Origin of the sequence: Sinisalibacter aestuarii (genome assembly GCF_027923545.1) — a bacterium.
Classification (GTDB): Bacteria; Pseudomonadota; Alphaproteobacteria; order Rhodobacterales; family Rhodobacteraceae; genus Sinisalibacter; species Sinisalibacter aestuarii.
In genome coordinates, this window is record NZ_BROH01000003.1 from 97,272 (window position 1) to 111,661 (window position 14,390).

The 14,390-nt window shown below is 66.3% G+C and carries 16 protein-coding genes and 1 tRNA gene; 8 read left to right on the forward strand and 9 right to left on the reverse strand.

Going from position 1 to position 14,390, the window contains the following annotated elements; translation table 11 throughout:
• Positions 1–213 precede the first annotated feature (213 nt).
• Positions 214–525, forward strand: a complete 312-nt coding sequence (locus QMG28_RS07220) for a hypothetical protein (protein ID WP_281841546.1) — start codon at positions 214–216, stop codon at positions 523–525.
• A gap of 300 nt (positions 526–825) precedes the next feature.
• On the opposite strand, the gene ubiM is transcribed toward QMG28_RS07220, so the two are convergent.
• Positions 826–2,016 carry a 5-demethoxyubiquinol-8 5-hydroxylase UbiM gene (gene ubiM, locus QMG28_RS07225; protein WP_281841547.1) on the reverse strand — a complete coding sequence of 397 codons (1,191 nt, stop codon included), beginning with the start codon at positions 2,014–2,016 and terminating at the stop codon, positions 826–828.
• Positions 2,017–2,195: 179 nt separating this feature from the next.
• On the opposite strand from ubiM, the gene argS reads away from it, so the two are divergent.
• The 6 genes from argS (at position 2,196) to QMG28_RS07255 (ending at position 7,929) form a co-directional block, all read left to right on the forward strand.
• The gene (gene argS, locus QMG28_RS07230; protein ID WP_281841548.1) at positions 2,196–3,917 is read left to right on the forward strand and encodes an arginine--tRNA ligase; all 1,722 of its coding nucleotides are present in this window, start codon (positions 2,196–2,198) and stop codon (positions 3,915–3,917) included.
• 86 nt (positions 3,918–4,003) lie between these two features.
• A complete protein-coding gene (locus tag QMG28_RS07235) occupies positions 4,004–5,149 on the forward strand; it encodes an SPOR domain-containing protein (protein ID WP_281841549.1) in 1,146 nt (381 codons plus the stop codon).
• Positions 5,146–6,150 (forward strand): glycoside hydrolase family 3 N-terminal domain-containing protein, encoded by a 1,005-nt coding sequence (locus tag QMG28_RS07240; protein WP_281841550.1) that lies wholly within the window; start codon positions 5,146–5,148, stop codon positions 6,148–6,150. Before QMG28_RS07235 ends, QMG28_RS07240 begins: the two co-directional genes overlap by 4 nt.
• A 10-nt stretch (positions 6,151–6,160) precedes the next feature.
• On the forward strand, positions 6,161–6,949 hold the full coding sequence (locus QMG28_RS07245; protein WP_281841551.1) for a segregation and condensation protein A: 789 nt from the start codon (positions 6,161–6,163) through the stop codon (positions 6,947–6,949).
• On the forward strand, positions 6,942–7,592 hold the full coding sequence (gene scpB / locus QMG28_RS07250) for an SMC-Scp complex subunit ScpB (protein ID WP_281841552.1): 651 nt from the start codon (positions 6,942–6,944) through the stop codon (positions 7,590–7,592). The genes QMG28_RS07245 and scpB overlap by 8 nt, the downstream gene beginning before the upstream one ends.
• Before the next feature lie 106 nt (positions 7,593–7,698).
• On the forward strand, positions 7,699–7,929 hold the full coding sequence (locus QMG28_RS07255) for a hypothetical protein (protein ID WP_281841553.1): 231 nt from the start codon (positions 7,699–7,701) through the stop codon (positions 7,927–7,929).
• 13 nt (positions 7,930–7,942) lie between these two features.
• On the opposite strand, the gene QMG28_RS07260 is transcribed toward QMG28_RS07255, so the two are convergent.
• The 8 genes from QMG28_RS07260 to QMG28_RS07295 all read right to left on the reverse strand — a co-directional run bounded on the left by QMG28_RS07260 (position 7,943) and on the right by QMG28_RS07295 (position 13,806).
• Positions 7,943–9,034 (reverse strand): 2'-deoxycytidine 5'-triphosphate deaminase, encoded by a 1,092-nt coding sequence (locus tag QMG28_RS07260; protein ID WP_281841554.1) that lies wholly within the window; start codon positions 9,032–9,034, stop codon positions 7,943–7,945.
• Positions 9,035–9,083: 49 nt separating this feature from the next.
• Positions 9,084–9,160 (reverse strand) — tRNA-Pro (locus tag QMG28_RS07265).
• 61 nt (positions 9,161–9,221) lie between these two features.
• Positions 9,222–10,283: a MerR family transcriptional regulator gene (locus tag QMG28_RS07270; protein WP_281841555.1), complete on the reverse strand. Its 1,062-nt coding sequence runs from the start codon at positions 10,281–10,283 to the stop codon at positions 9,222–9,224.
• 41 nt (positions 10,284–10,324) lie between these two features.
• Positions 10,325–10,627 (reverse strand): integration host factor subunit alpha, encoded by a 303-nt coding sequence (gene ihfA, locus QMG28_RS07275; protein WP_281841556.1) that lies wholly within the window; start codon positions 10,625–10,627, stop codon positions 10,325–10,327.
• Between the two features lie 110 nt (positions 10,628–10,737).
• Positions 10,738–11,712 carry a beta-ketoacyl-ACP synthase III gene (locus tag QMG28_RS07280; protein WP_281841557.1) on the reverse strand — a complete coding sequence of 325 codons (975 nt, stop codon included), beginning with the start codon at positions 11,710–11,712 and terminating at the stop codon, positions 10,738–10,740.
• Positions 11,709–12,833, reverse strand: a complete 1,125-nt coding sequence (gene plsX / locus QMG28_RS07285) for a phosphate acyltransferase PlsX (RefSeq protein WP_281841558.1) — start codon at positions 12,831–12,833, stop codon at positions 11,709–11,711. The genes QMG28_RS07280 and plsX overlap by 4 nt, the downstream gene beginning before the upstream one ends.
• A gap of 28 nt (positions 12,834–12,861) precedes the next feature.
• Complete coding sequence (rpmF, locus tag QMG28_RS07290) at positions 12,862–13,071, reverse strand: 50S ribosomal protein L32 (protein ID WP_281841559.1); 210 nt, start codon at positions 13,069–13,071, stop codon at positions 12,862–12,864.
• Between the two features lie 171 nt (positions 13,072–13,242).
• Positions 13,243–13,806 (reverse strand): YceD family protein, encoded by a 564-nt coding sequence (locus QMG28_RS07295; protein WP_281841560.1) that lies wholly within the window; start codon positions 13,804–13,806, stop codon positions 13,243–13,245.
• Between the two features lie 88 nt (positions 13,807–13,894).
• On the opposite strand from QMG28_RS07295, the gene QMG28_RS07300 reads away from it, so the two are divergent.
• Positions 13,895–14,353, forward strand: a complete 459-nt coding sequence (locus QMG28_RS07300) for an outer membrane protein assembly factor BamE (protein ID WP_281841561.1) — start codon at positions 13,895–13,897, stop codon at positions 14,351–14,353.
• The last annotated feature ends 37 nt before the right edge of the window (positions 14,354–14,390 follow it).

Here is a 14,390-nt window from a genome sequence, read left to right on the forward strand (position 1 = left end):
TGACTTCTCGGGGGGTGGACTTACGGCTCATCTGTGTAAACGAGTACACCTGTGGACTTGCAAAGGTTCTAGAGGTCTTAGAAGACTTTCCCGGGACAAATATCATCTACGTAGGTGGAGCTTGGAATGGTTATACCATGCAAGCCAAGGAATACTGCATTGAAGCACAGCTTGGTCTTTTCAACGCGAGCGAAATAAATGGGGCACTCTGTCATGACGACTATTGGCTTTATTCTCGGAAAGGTGAAAGTGGAAATCCGGTCTATCCTACAAAAGCGTCCTGAAATCCAAGAAGTTTATGGCTTTGGATCCTTTTTTAGAAACCAGTCGTTCAACGACATTGATCTTCTTTTTGTACTCCGCGGCGATAACGTGTCGCTATTGGTCGCCTCTAAGGAAATTCGGTCCCTGATATTCGACACATCTAGAAAATTAGGTATCACGCTTGATCCGCTGATACTCACCGAAAGAGAGCTTGAAGAATCTCCGCTACGCGACATGCACGAACTCAGGCTATTGTCGTAACTGGTCAAGATATTGCACCGAAGCGAACGGCCGGAATCAAAGTGTAGAAACAGCGGTTCGCACCTGCGGCGAACGTCCGGTCTCCGCCCGAAGTGACCAAATGGGCGGCAGTGCGAGGGGTCGGGATTGGAATCTGAGCAGCGGTTGGGCGCGCGGTTGTCCCAGATCGGAGCAGTTGTGACACCAAATCGCGCGGCCATAGGGTCGACCGTGCGATGCCCGGGCCGCTGCGCGGCCGCGAGCGTGTCGTTCGAAGGAGGCGCGGCGGTCGCTCTCCGCGCCACGTCACAAAGCCGCTGTCTATGCCTCGATCTCGGTCAACTGTTTCTCGATCAGCTTTTTCGCCGGCGTCAGCACGTTGCCGAGCCTCAGCGCCGCCGAGCGCAGGAACTTCGCGGGGGCGGAGGTGTCGGTGAACAGCCGCACGATGGCGTTGGTGCCGTGGTAGAGCGGCAGCACCTTGCGGCGGTGCTGGCGCTCATAGGCCAGAAGCCCGGCCATCGAGCCGATATCCTCGCCGCGCATCTTCGCGCCCCGGATTTCGCCCGCGAGGATCGCCGCGCCGGACAGGCCAAGGTTGTAGCCATGCGCCGTCACCGGGTGCATCCCCACCGCCGCGTCGCCGACCAGCGCGAAGCGGTTGGCCACGAAGCGGTTGGCGATCACGCCCATCAGCGGATAGGGGTGCAGCGCCGTTGCCAGCTCCATCCTGCCCAGCCGGTGATCGAAACGCGCGGCGATGTCGTCGGCGAACTCTTCCGGGCTCATCGCCAGCACCGCCTCGGCCTGATCGGCGGGCAGGGTGACCACGGCGGAGGATTTGTTGCCCGCCATCGGCAGGATCGCCAGCGTCCGGTCGTAATGGAAGCATTCGGTGGCGATATTGTCATGCGGCAGCTCGTGGGTGAGTTCGCAGACGATCACCACCCGGCCGAAATCGGTCATCTGCGCCGAAATGCCCATGCGGCGGCGGTTTTCGCTCATCCGGCTGTCGGCGGCGACCACCAGCGGCGCGGTGAGCACGGTGCCGTCACTGAGCGAGACGCGGCCTTCCTTCGCGTCGGTCTCCACCCCGGTCACCGATTTTTCGGTGAGGATGGTGATGGTGTCGGAACTTTTCACCGCGTCATAGGCGGCCTTGCGGATCAGATGGTTGGGCACGATGCGCCCGAGGTAATCGGCGCCGCTCTCGCCGGCGGCGAAGTGCAGCGCATAGGGATCGGTGCCGTCGACCACCTTGGCGTCGCGGATCGTGCCGATCTTGTCCTGCGGGATATGCGCCCAGATGCCGAGGTTCTTCATCAGCGTCTCGGAGGTGTGGGTGAGGGCGATGTCGCGCCCGTCTTCGGGCGGGTTCTTGAGCACCTTGAGCGGCTGTCGCTCGACCAGCACCATGCGCAGCCCGGTATCGGACAGCGTCCGCGCGAAGCTCAGGCCCGCCGGGCCTGCGCCGATGATGATGATGTCGTGCTGATGCGCGCCGTCGGACATGGGGTGCTCCCTCTCTCTGTGGCTTGGACCAAGTCCTAGGACGGCGCGCGCCGGGTGGCAAGGTCTTTGCGGTCGCATCGCCGGGGCTGGGCGGAAAGCGCCGGGCCCGCGGCCCGCGCGCGACCGTTGACCTTCCACCGCCATATGCTAGACCCGCGCCAAATCCGAAAGGACACGAGATGAACCTGTTTTCCGATATCCGGGCATTGGTGATCGCCGCCCTTGGCGAGATGGTGGCCGAGGGCGCGCTGCCGGCGGGGCTGAGTTACGATAACGTGACGGTCGAGCCGCCGCGCGATGCGGGCCATGGCGATATGGCGACCAATGCCGCGATGGTGCTGGCCAAGCCCGCCGGGCTGAAGCCGCGCGACATCGCCGAGGCGCTGGCCGGCAAGCTCGCCGCCGACGACCGGATCGCCTCTGCCGAGGTGGCGGGGCCGGGCTTTCTCAACCTGCGGCTCGATCCGGGCGTCTGGGCCGGGCTGGTCGAGGCGATCCTGAGCGCCGAGGGCTATGGCCGCTCCGGTATGGGGCGGGGGCAGAAGGTCAATGTCGAATACGTGTCGGCCAACCCGACCGGGCCGCTCCATGTGGGCCATACCCGTGGTGCGGTGTTCGGCGATGCGCTGGCGGCGCTGCTCGAATTTTCCGGCCACGAGGTGACGCGGGAATATTACATCAACGATGGCGGTGCGCAGGTGGATGTGCTGGCCCGCTCGGCCTATGAGCGCTACCGCGAGGCGCTCGGCCATATGCCGCAGATCGAAGAAGGGCTCTATCCCGGCGATTACCTCGTTCCGGTGGGCGAAGCGCTGGCGGCGGAAGTCGGCGACAAGTGGCTCGACCAGCCCGAGGCGGTCTGGCTGGCGGAGGTGCGCGATTTCGCCGTGGCGAAGATGCTGCAGATGATCCGCGAAGATCTGGCCGCGCTCGGGGTGGAGATGGATGTGTTCTTCTCCGAGAAGTCGCTCTATGGCACCGGCCGGATCGAGGCGGCGATCGAGGATCTGCGCGCCAAGGGGCTGATCTACAAGGGCGTTCTGGAGCCGCCGAAGGGCAAGATGCCCGAGGATTGGGAGCCGCGCGAGCAGACCCTGTTCCGCTCCACCGCGCATGGCGACGATGTGGACCGCCCGATCATGAAGTCGGACGGGAGCTGGACCTATTTCGCCCCCGATATCGCCTATCATTATGATAAGGTTTCCCGTGGCTTCGACGCGCTGATCGACGTGTTCGGCGCCGACCATGGCGGCTATGTGAAGCGGATGAAGGCCGCTGTCGCCGCGCTCAGCGATGGCAAGGTGCCGCTCGATATCAAGCTCACCCAGCTGGTGAAGCTCTACAAGAACGGCGAGCCGTTCAAGATGTCGAAACGGGCGGGCAATTTCGTCACGCTCCGCGACGTGGTGGATGCCGTGGGCAAGGACGTGACCCGCTTCCACATGCTCACCCGCAAGAACGACGCACCCCTCGATTTCGATTTCGACAAGGTGCTGGAGCAGAGCCGCGAAAACCCGGTTTTCTACGTGCAATACGCCAATGCCCGGGTGCATTCGGTGCTGCGCAAGGCCGCCGATGCGGGGGTGACGCCCGTGGGGGCGCCGCGCCTCGACGACGAGGCCGAATTCGACGTGGCGAAGAAGCTCGCCGAATGGCCGCGCCTCGTCGAGATCGCCGCGCGCACCCATGAGCCGCACCGCATCGCCTTCTATCTCTACGATCTCGCCAGCGCCTTCCACACGTTGTGGAACAAGGGCAATGAGAACTCCGGCCTGCGCTTCGTGCAGGAGGGTGACCGGGATGCAACATCGGCGAAAATCCCTCTGGCCTGGGCCGTTTCCATTGTGATTTCAGCCGGTTTGGGTATTCTTGGCGTGACTCCGGCGGAAGAGATGCGCTGACAAAACGCGCACCATGCGCTCCGGGGTGCGAGGCAAACAGAAGAACCGGCGAGGGCATCTGCCCGAACGTCGGACGGAGCAGGTACATGTCAGACGCAAACTGGGGCAGCCCCTACGCTGCCAATCCGGCGATCCGCTATTCGCAATACGATCCGGCGCAGCCCTATGGCGGCCAGTACCCGGCGCAGGGCGGATATGCAGGCCAGGCCCAGCCCTATGGCTACGCTGACCCCGCCCCGGAACCGGGCGAGCCGGATCTTCCGCCCGCGCCGCGCGGCCCGGGGGCGTTCAGCCGGGCGCTGCATGGCGCCGGGGCGCTGCTGTCGGTGGCGCTGATCGCCGGTCTTGCCGTCTGGGGCTACAAGCTCGCCATGCGCGATGTCACCGGCGTGCCGGTGGTGCGGGCGCTGGAAGGGCCGATGCGCATTCAGCCGGAAGATCCGGGCGGCGTCGCCGCCGCGCATCAGGGCCTTGCGGTGAACAGCGTGGCCGCCGAGGGGCAGGCCGAGGGCCCCGCCGAGCAGGTGGCGCTTGCCCCGGCTGCGATGGGCCTCAGCGAAGACGATATGCCGGCGATGCCGGACGAAGAGGTTTCGGCGGTGTCGATGGTGGAGGCCGGCGATGCGCCGCTTGCCGATCCGGTTGCCAGGGTCGAGGCCGAGCCGGAAACCGTGGCGCTGGTGGATGACGAAACCGGCGAAACCGCCGCCGGGCTGGCCATCGCCAATGCGGTGGCCGCCGCCGCCGAACCACTGAGCGGCGAAGAGGCCGATCTGTCGATCCCGGAAGAGGTGGAGCCCGTGCTGGCCAGCGTCCGTGTGGCGGCCTCGGTGCCCGGTGTGGCGCGCTCGCCGCGCCCGCAGCCGCGTCCGGCCGCGCTGGTGACGCGCGCCGCCGCCTCACCGGTTGACCTCGCGATTGCTTCGGCAGCCGCCGCCGCGCCCGCCTCGGTGCGCGACGTGGCCGCCAGCGCGATTGCCACCGGCACCCGGCTCGTGCAGCTTGGCGCGTTCGACAGCGAAGAGATCGCGCGCGGCGAGTGGGACAAGCTCGCGCTGCGCTTTCCCGAGATGCTGGAAGGCAAAGACCGCGTGATCCAGCAGGCGCAATCGGGTGGCAAGACGTTCTACCGGCTGCGCGCGATGGGCTTTGACGATCTGTCGGATGCCCGCCGTTTCTGCGCCGCGCTGATGGCGGGGCAGGCGGCCTGTATTCCGGTCGTCACCAGGTGAGGGGAACCGGGGCCTATATTTTCGGCCTCGCAGGTCCACGCCTCACCGCCCGGGAACGCGATTTTTTCGCCGAATCCGATCCGTTCGGCTTCATCCTGTTTGCGCGCAATGTCGAAGACCCCGAGCAGCTTTTGTGGCTGACCACCGAACTGCGCGAGGCGGTGGGCTGGCACGCGCCGGTTTTCATCGACCAGGAGGGTGGCCGGGTGGCGCGGCTGGGGCCGCCGCATTGGCGCAGCTGGCTGCCACCGCTCGAACAGGTGGCGCAGAACCGCCGGCACGCCGCGCGGGCGATGTATCTGCGTTACCGCATCATCGCGCATGAGCTCAGCGCGGTCGGGATCGACGGCAATTGCGCCCCGGTGGTGGACATTGCCCAGCCCGACACGCACCCGATCCTGCGCAATCGCTGCTTTGGCGAGGATGTGGTGCATGTGGCCGATATCGCAGGCTCCGCCGCCGAGGGGCTGGTGAAGGGCGGCGTGCTGCCGGTGATCAAGCATATCCCCGGCCATGGCCGCGCCACCGCCGACAGCCACCTCGATCTGCCGCATGTCGATGCCCGGGCCAAGGTGCTGCGGGTGTCGGACTTTCTTGCCTTCGAGGCGGTGTCGGGCCTGCCGATCGCGATGACGGCGCATGTGGTCTATGACGCGATTGATCCCGACCGGCCCGCCACGCTCTCGCCCGACGTGATCGCGCTGATCCGCGAGCGCATCGGCTTTGGCGGGCTGCTGGTGACCGACGATATCTCGATGCAGGCGCTTTCCGGCCCGGTGCCGGACCGGGCCAGCGCGGCGCTCGCGGCGGGCTGCGATGTGGTTTTGCACTGCAATGGCGATCTGGCCGAAATGGAAGCGCTGGCCACCGCCGCGGGCCGGATGGGCGAAGAGGCCGCGCGGCGGGCGGAGGCCGCGCTTGGCTGGCGCCGCACGCCCGACGCCATTGACATCGCCGCGCTCGAAGACGAGTTTCGGAGCCTGATGACCGGCCAGGTGTGAGGCGGGCCCTTTGGCTGACGATGACTTCCAGGAAGACGTGCTGAGCGTTTCGGAGCGGATGGCCGCCGAGGCGCTGATCATTGATGTCGACGGCTATGAAGGGCCGCTCGATCTGCTGCTGACGATGGCGCGCACCCAGAAGGTCGATCTGCGCAAGGTCTCGGTGCTGCAACTGGCCGAGCAATACCTGGCCTTTGTCGAGCAGGCCCGGCATCTGCGCATCGAGCTGGCCGCCGATTACCTCGTCATGGCCGCCTGGCTCGCCTTTCTCAAATCGCGGCTGCTGCTGCCGCCGGAACCCGGCGAACAGGGGCCGTCGGGCGAAGATCTGGCCGCGCATCTGGCCTTCCAGCTCGAACGGCTGCAGGCGATGCGCGATGCCGCCGCCAAGCTGATGGCGCGCGACCAGATGGGGCGCGACTTTTTCGCGCGCGGCATCCCCGAAGAGGTAAGCCGGGTGCGGCGCGTGACCTATACGGCGACGCTGCTCGATCTGATGCAGGCCTATGCCCGCATCCGCACCAAGGACGAATTCCGCCCCTTCGTGATGGACCGCGATGCGGTGATGACGATGGAAGAGGCGCTCGACCGGATGCGCGGCCTGATCGGCTTCGCCGGCGACTGGACCGATATCATGAGCTATATCCCCGAGGGCTGGGAGATGGATCCGGGCCGCCGCCGCTCGGCCACCGCCGCCAATTTCGCGGCTTCGCTCCAGCTCGCCAAGGAAGGGCAAGTTGAAATCCGGCAGGGCGAGGTTTTCGCCCCGATCCAGATACGGAAGAAACCCAATGTCTGACGATACCGAGTTTGAACAAGAGGAAAGCCTGTTCGAAGCGCCGCCGATGGGCGAGCAGGAGCGCATGGTGGAAGCCGTGCTCTTCGCCTCCGCGGCGCCGGTGACGGTGGCCGAACTGGCGGCGCGGATGCCGCATGGCTCCGACCCCGCCGAGGCGCTGGTGCATCTGCGCAAGCGCTACGAGGGGCGCGGGGTGAACCTTGTCAGGGTCGGCGACAGCTGGGCGATGCGCACGGCGCATGACCTTGGCTTTCTGATGCACAAGGAAGTGGTGGAGACCCGCAAGCTCAGCCGCGCCGCGATCGAGACGCTGGCGATCATCTCCTATCACCAGCCGGTGACCCGCGCCGAGATCGAGGAGATCCGTGGCGTCAGCGTGTCGCGCGGGACGGTCGATCAGCTTCTGGAACTTGAATGGATCCGCTTCGGGCGGCGCAAGATGACGCCGGGGCGGCCGGTGACCTTTGTCGTCACCCAGAGCTTCCTCGATCATTTCGGGCTGGAAAGCGCGCGCGATCTGCCGGGCCTGAAGGAGCTGCGCGCGGCCGGGCTGCTCGACAACCGCCCGCCGCCCGGTATCGGCCTGCCCGACGACGAGGACGAGGCGGGCGAAGACGGGCAATCGGAGATGTTCGAGGAATAGCCGGCTTATTCGTGCCATTTTCGCACGCTATAGGAGCGGCATCCGGGGTGCGTCTTGGGAAGTGGGGCCGCCCGTGTTAGATTGTGTGAAAACAAGCGAGGCAGGCATGAACATCGACCGTATCATCAACATGATCGTCCGCCAGGTGACCCGTAAGCTGGTGAACAAGGGCGTGGATGCCGGGATCGACATGGCCGCGCGCCGTGGCGGCAAGGGCGCGGGTGAGGTGGCTGAGGGCGAGGCGATGAGCCCGGAGGAGCGCAAGCGCGCTCAGGCCGCGAAACAGGCCGCACGCCGGGCCAGGCAGGCGGCGAAAGTGGCCCGCCGTCTGCGCTAGAAGCCCTGGGCGGTCAGCCGCTCACAGCCTTGAAATGCTTGGATAGTTTCAGGCCCTGACCCTGATAGTTGGACTTGATTCCGGCGCCGTAGAGCGTGTCGGGCACCGCCGCCATGCGCTCGTAGACGAGCCTGCCCACCACCTGGCCGTGTTCGAGCACGAAGGGCGCTTCGTGGCAGCGCACTTCGAGCACCCCGCGCGAGCCCGCGCCGCCCGCCGCGTCATGGCCGAAGCCGGGATCGAAAAAGCCCGCGTAATGCACCCGGAACTCGCCCGCCATCGCCAGATAGGGGGCCATCTCGGCGGCGCAATCGGGCGGGATATGCACCGCCTCGCGACTCACCAGAATATAGAACGCGCCAGGATCGAGGATGATGCGGCCCTCATCGGTGTGGATCGGCTCCCAGTATTCCGCCGGGTCGTAATGGCCGATCCTGTCGAGGTCGATCACCCCGGTATGGGGCTTGGCGCGGTAGCCGACGAGATCGCCCGCGCGCGGCTTCAGGTCGACCGAGAAGGCAAGGCCGTGGTCGATCTGCGCCACCCCGTCCACCAGCTTGTGGCGGGCGTGGCGCTCCTGCAATTCGTCATCGGTGAGCACCGCCTGACCGTCGCGAAAGCGGATCTGGTTGAGCCTCATGCCGGGACGGACCAGCACCGAAAAGCTTTGCGGGCAGATCTCGGCATAGAGCGGCCCGGTATAGCCCGGCGCGATCCGGTCGAATTCCACGCCCTCGTCGGTGATCAGCCGGGTGAGCAGATCGAGCCGCCCGGTCGAGCTTTTTGCATTCGCCACCGCCTGGATGCCTTCGGGCAGGGCCAGCCGCTCCATCAGCGGCACGACATAGACCGCGCCCTTTTCCAGCACCGCGCCGCCATCGAGCCGGATGCGGTGCATCTCGAATTCGTCCAGCCGCCCGGCCACGGTGCGGCCCTCGCCCGCGAGGAAGGAGGCGCGCACGCGGTAGGCGGTGTCGCCCAGGCGCAGATCGAGCGAGGCGGGCTGGATCTGATCGGTCAGAATCGCAGGCGTGCCCGCGAGCGTGCCCGCCCCGATCATCTGTTCGATCCGTTGTGAGGGCAGAACGCCGATACCGCTGGTCATGCATACACTCCGCTGGGGTGCGCGTATTGGCTGAGAGCGGAGGTGAAGTTGGTCGGGCTAGCAGGACTTGAACCTGCGACCTTCCGTCCCCCAGACGGACGCGCTACCAGACTGCGCCATAGCCCGACGTGACGCTCTACATACCGGTTTTGCCGGCAGGGGCAAGCAGGAATGCGCATGTTTTGCCTCACAGGCCGCCGCGCTGATCGCTCCCGCCCCGATTGTGCCGGGCAAGCTCGTCAAGCCGGTCCGCCAGCGCCTGCAGATGGGCGGCGGGCAGCCGGGTGCGGGCCTGCCGCGCCGCGCGCAGGGCGAGGGTGAGGGGCTCCGGCACCTCGATGGCATCGTCCTCCGGGTCCGGCCCGATCCCCGGCATCACGAGGGCCGGGGCCGCCGGTTCTTCGGCCAGTTCCGGGGTGGCGTCATGGGCGGCGAAATCGAGCGCATCGGGGCTCGACATCGGGTCGGCCGCGTCGGTTTCCACCGGCTCAGCCGGGGCCGGTTCGTGCTGCGGTTCCGCAGCGGTCTCTTCGGCCATATCCGGTGCCGCGTCGTGGGCGAAAAACTCCATCGTCTCCGGCTCGGGCAGCGGATCGGCGATATCCGGGGTCGTGTCGGCGTCGGCGTCTTCCGCCGCCTGCGGCTCCCCGGCGGGTTCGGGTTCATCTGTGGCGGCCTGCACAGGCTCCCCGGTATCGGGTTCGGGCGTGGCAAGCGTGGTTTCGGCGTCCGGTTCGTCTGCCGGGGCGGCGGGTTCGGCCTCCGGCGCCTCGGCCACGGGCTGCGGCTCGTCGTCGAAGGGGAAGCGGCGCTCGTCGCTGTCATCGCTCGCGGCGGCGGGTTCTGCGGCGGAATCTTGCACGATCTCCGCGTCTTCCACCGCGCTCAGATCCTCCGGCGCCCGGTCGCCGCGCCGGTCGGACAGATCGACCACATTGTCGGGGGTGACATCGCGCGTATCGGCGCTGGTATCGAGCGCGGGCGACATCGCGGCGACATGCTTCACGCCCTGTTCGCGCAGGAGCTTCTGCACCCCGCGAATGGTCATCCCGTCTTCATGAAGGAGTTTGCGGATGCCGCCGAGCAGCTCCATGTCGGCGGGGCGGTAATAGCGCCGCCCGCCGGCGCGTTTGACCGGCTTCACCTGAGCAAAACGGCTTTCCCAGAACCGCAGAACATGGGTCGGCACCCCCAGCCAGTCGGCGACTTCGCTGATGGTGCGGAAGGCCTCAGGGGATTTCTGATCCATGTGTTTGCCTGTTTATCGTTGCTGTGCTGCCCGGGCGGGTGTCAGCCTTTGTTCCCCGCTGCGACCCGGTCTTTCATCAGATGCGAGGGGCGGAAGGTGAGCACCCGCCGCGGCAGGATCGGCACCTCTTCGCCGGTTTTCGGGTTGCGGCCGACCCGCGCGGCCTTGTCGCGCACCGAGAAGGTGCCGAAGGACGAGATCTTTACCGTCTCGCCCCCGACCAGCGCATCGGAGATATGCCCGAGCACGGTTTCGACCAGCTGCGCGCTTTCGTTGCGCGACAGCCCGACCTCGCGGAACACGGATTCGCTCAGGTCCATACGGGTCAAGGTCTTTCCAGTCATGCGTCGTCCCCCCGGTTATGGTTTGCCGGCAGCATGAGCGCACATGGTTTTCAAGTCAAGATCAATGGTTTGGGCCAGCCGGTTGATGCGGCGGCCCGCCGCCTGCGGTGCTACCAGCGCAGCACCACCGCACCCCAGGCGAGGCCGCCGCCGATCGCCTCGGTGACGATCAGGTCGCCTTCCCTGATCTGGCCACGCTGCTTGCCGACCGACAGCGCCAGCGGGATCGAGGCGGCGGAGGTGTTGCCGTGATCCTGGACGGTGACGACGACCTTGTCCATCGGCACACCGAGCTTCTTCGCCGTGCCCGCGATGATCCGGATATTGGCCTGATGCGGCACGATCCAGTCCAGATCGTCATGGCCAAGGCCGGCCTTTTTCAGCGCCGCATCGGCGGTTTGCGCCAGTTTTTCAACGGCTTGCCGGAACAGCGCATTGCCCTGCATCTTCACCACGCCGGCCGTGCCCGTCGAGGAAACGCCGCCATCGACATAGAGCATATCCCGCATCGTGCCGTCGGAGTTGAGGTCGGAGGCGAGGATGCCGCGGTCGGCGGAGGTGCCCGCGCCCTCGGCGGCTTCCAGCACCAGAGCGCCGGCGCCGTCGCCGAACAGAACGCAGGTGGCGCGGTCTTCCATGTCGAGGATCCGGCTGAAGGTCTCGGCGCCGATCACCAGCACCCGGCTGGCCTGCCCGGAGACGATCAGCGCATTGGCATTGGTCAGCGCATAGACGAAGCCGGCACAGACCGCCTGCACGTCAAAGGCGAATCCCCCGGTCATCCCCAGCGCCGCCTGCACCATCGTCGCGGTGGAGGGAAAGGTGAGATCGGGCGTGGTGGTGGCCACGATCACCGTGTCGATATCGTCGGGCTTCATCCCGGCATCGGCCAGCGCGGCGCGGGCGGCGGCGGTGGCCATCTGCGAGGTGGTCTCGCCCTCGGCGGCAAAATGGCGCCGTTCGATGCCGGAGCGGGTGCGAATCCACTCATCCGACGTGTCGATCCGGGATTCGAACCATGAATTGGGGATGATGCGCTCGGGCAGGTAGTGGCCCACCCCCCGGACAACCGCGCGTATGGTCATGTGTTGCTGCCGTTCTGCTCGCTTGCGTCTGGTTGCCCATCGTGACCGGGCGCCGGGACGGATGCAACCCGCGCCGCGAGCTTGTGATTGAAATCGTGTTCCGCCAGCGCATAGGCCAGATCGACGGCGGCGGCGATGCCGGTGGCGTCGGCGGCGCCATGGCTTTTGACCACGGTGCCGTTGAGGCCGAGAAACACGCCGCCATTCACCTGGCGCGGATCGGTGCGCTGGGTCATGATCTTGATCTGGCGCGAGGCGAACAGCGCGCCGATGCGGGCGGGCAGGGTGGCGACGAAGGCTTCCTTGAAGATCCGCTTGACCAGCCCGACAGTGCCCTCGGCGGTTTTCAGCGCCACATTGCCGGTAAAGCCGTCGGTGACGATCACATCGACCTTGTCGGACGGGATATCGGAGCCTTCGACATTGCCGACGAATTCGAATTCGCCCACCGGCGCCGCGGCGGCGATGAGTTCGGCGGCGGCCTTGATCTCGGGCCGGCCCTTGTGCTCTTCGGTGCCCACGTTCAGCAGCCCGACACGGGGGCGGGCGAGGCCCAGCGAGTTGCGCGCGTAGGAGGTGCCCATCAGCGCGTATTGCAGCAGGTCGCTCTCATCGGCGCGCACATCGGCGCCCACATCGAGCATCACGTTGAAGCCGTGCTTGTTGCGCGAGGGCCAGTAGCAGGCGATGGCGGGGCGGTTCACGCCCTCCATCTTGCGCAGCCGCATCGTCGACAGCACCATCAGCGCGCCGGTATTGCCGCAGGACACGGCCACCTCGGCCTCGTGCTCGCGCACCGCCTCGATGGTTGACCACATCGACGAATTCTTGCCGTTGCGCAGCACCTGCGCGGGCTTGTCTTCCATCGACACAACGTCATCGGCGTGGCGGATTTCACAGCGCCCCCTGAGCACGTCGCGCTTGGCGACGAGCGGCTCCAGCTTCGGCTTGTCGCCATGCAGGATAAAGGCGATATCGGGATTGCGCTTGGCGGATTTGGCAAGGCCGGCAACAACGGTCGCCGGCCCACGGTCTCCGCCCATGGCATCGACCGAAATCACAATTTTTTTCTGGCCCGCCGCCTCAGCGGTGCCCTGCGGATGTTCCGTCAGTGACGCCATCTGTTGGCCAAGGGCACGAAGGCGCGGCTTACGCCGCGTCCTCGTCGTCGAACACCGCTTCGTCGACCATCGCCACCACTTCGCGGTCGTTATACGAGCCACAGGAGGGGCAGACGTGGTGCGGGCGCTTCAACTCGCCGCAGGACGGGCATTCGTTCGGGTTCGCACCGACCAGCGAGTCGTGGCTGCGGCGCATGTTGCGGCGCGACCGCGTGACTTTATTCTGAGGGACAGCCATGTCCAAACCTCGATATTCGGGGGCGACGGCCGCTGCCGGAGCCCGGTGTTTCCTGAGTCTGACCGCCTCATATGCGCAAACGCGCCCGCTGTCCAACCCATCTTTCGAAAGAGGGGCGGAACATACGGCGATTCTTGAGTTTTGCAAGGGGTAATCCCCTGCGCGGCGGGCTCAGTCCTCGCCCTCGCCGGCGAGCTTGTCGCGCAGGGCGGCCAGGCCCGCGAAGGGGCGCGCATCCTCATCGGTCATCGCCGCCTTGCCCGGTTCGGTGAACACCGTCTCGTCCAGCTCCGCCCCCTCGGCGCGGGGAAAGGCGGGCAGGGCGAGCGCCAGCGCCTCGACCATCACCGTGCCGATGTCGATCTCGGTGCCCAGAGGTTCGTCGTCGACACTCTCGGGCAGTTCGACCTCGTCGCTCTGGGGTTCCTGCCAGTCGGCGATCCAGGCCCGCTCCACGGTTTCCTCGATCCGGGTGGTGACCGGTGCGAGGGTGACGACGCAGGGCTGCACCACCGTGGCGCCGAGCTGGCCGGTGAGCCGCCAGTCGCGTTTGCCGAGCGGGCCGAGCGTGCCCTCGAAGCGCAGCTTCTTCACCGCGTCGATGCCCAGAAGTGCTGCGATGGCGGCGCGCGCCTCGGCATCGGGCTCGACGAGGATCGGGCGGGTTTCGCCCTTTGCGAGATCGGCGACCCGGATCACCGGGCCGGGGGCGGCGGATTTGTGGCTGGCGCTCATCGGCTCACAGGCTTTCGTTGCTTGAAACAAACGCTTGCATTCTGTAAGTCGAGTGACAGAACGGGCCGGGCAAGGCAAGGGGGGCGGTATGTCCAGAGCAGCTGTGATCGTGCGCTACATGGTAGCGGTGCTGGCGCTGGCCGCGGCCTCCGCATGCACGCCGATCTACAATTATCACGGCTTCATTCCCGCGCCGGACGACCTTGAGGAAATCCAGGTCGGGCTCGATACCCGCTCGACCGTCGAGGCGATTATCGGCAAGCCGGGCGCGTCTGGCCTGCTTGCGGAAGGGGCCTGGTACTACGTGCGCTCCGAATTCAAGCACGACACGTTCCGGGCGCCGGAAGAGATCGACCGGCAGGTCGTCGCGATCAGTTTCGACGAGGATGGGGTGGTCGAGAATGTCGAGCGTTTCGGCCTCGAACGCGGCCAGGTCGTGGCGCTGGAACGCCGGGTGACCGATTCGAACATCGAGGGCGTCAGCTTCCTGCGGCAGCTCTTCGGCAATACCGGCACCCTCAACAATATCCGCAACGCCTTCAACTGACCGGAGATGCGCGGGGGCCGGTGACGGCCCGCCGCCG

Coding starts and splice junctions, on each gene's coding strand:
- QMG28_RS07220 (WP_281841546.1), top strand. CDS start 214: ATGACGACTATTGGCTTTATTCTCGGAAAGGTGAAAGTGGAAATCCGG.
- ubiM (WP_281841547.1), bottom strand. CDS start 2,016: ATGTCCGACGGCGCGCATCAGCACGACATCATCATCATCGGCGCAGGC.
- argS (WP_281841548.1), top strand. CDS start 2,196: ATGAACCTGTTTTCCGATATCCGGGCATTGGTGATCGCCGCCCTTGGC.
- QMG28_RS07235 (WP_281841549.1), top strand. CDS start 4,004: ATGTCAGACGCAAACTGGGGCAGCCCCTACGCTGCCAATCCGGCGATC.
- scpB (WP_281841552.1), top strand. CDS start 6,942: ATGTCTGACGATACCGAGTTTGAACAAGAGGAAAGCCTGTTCGAAGCG.
- QMG28_RS07255 (WP_281841553.1), top strand. CDS start 7,699: ATGAACATCGACCGTATCATCAACATGATCGTCCGCCAGGTGACCCGT.
- QMG28_RS07260 (WP_281841554.1), bottom strand. CDS start 9,034: ATGACCAGCGGTATCGGCGTTCTGCCCTCACAACGGATCGAACAGATG.
- QMG28_RS07270 (WP_281841555.1), bottom strand. CDS start 10,283: ATGGATCAGAAATCCCCTGAGGCCTTCCGCACCATCAGCGAAGTCGCC.
- ihfA (WP_281841556.1), bottom strand. CDS start 10,627: ATGACTGGAAAGACCTTGACCCGTATGGACCTGAGCGAATCCGTGTTC.
- QMG28_RS07280 (WP_281841557.1), bottom strand. CDS start 11,712: ATGACCATACGCGCGGTTGTCCGGGGGGTGGGCCACTACCTGCCCGAG.
- plsX (WP_281841558.1), bottom strand. CDS start 12,833: ATGGCGTCACTGACGGAACATCCGCAGGGCACCGCTGAGGCGGCGGGC.
- rpmF (WP_281841559.1), bottom strand. CDS start 13,071: ATGGCTGTCCCTCAGAATAAAGTCACGCGGTCGCGCCGCAACATGCGC.
- QMG28_RS07295 (WP_281841560.1), bottom strand. CDS start 13,806: ATGAGCGCCAGCCACAAATCCGCCGCCCCCGGCCCGGTGATCCGGGTC.
- QMG28_RS07300 (WP_281841561.1), top strand. CDS start 13,895: ATGTCCAGAGCAGCTGTGATCGTGCGCTACATGGTAGCGGTGCTGGCG.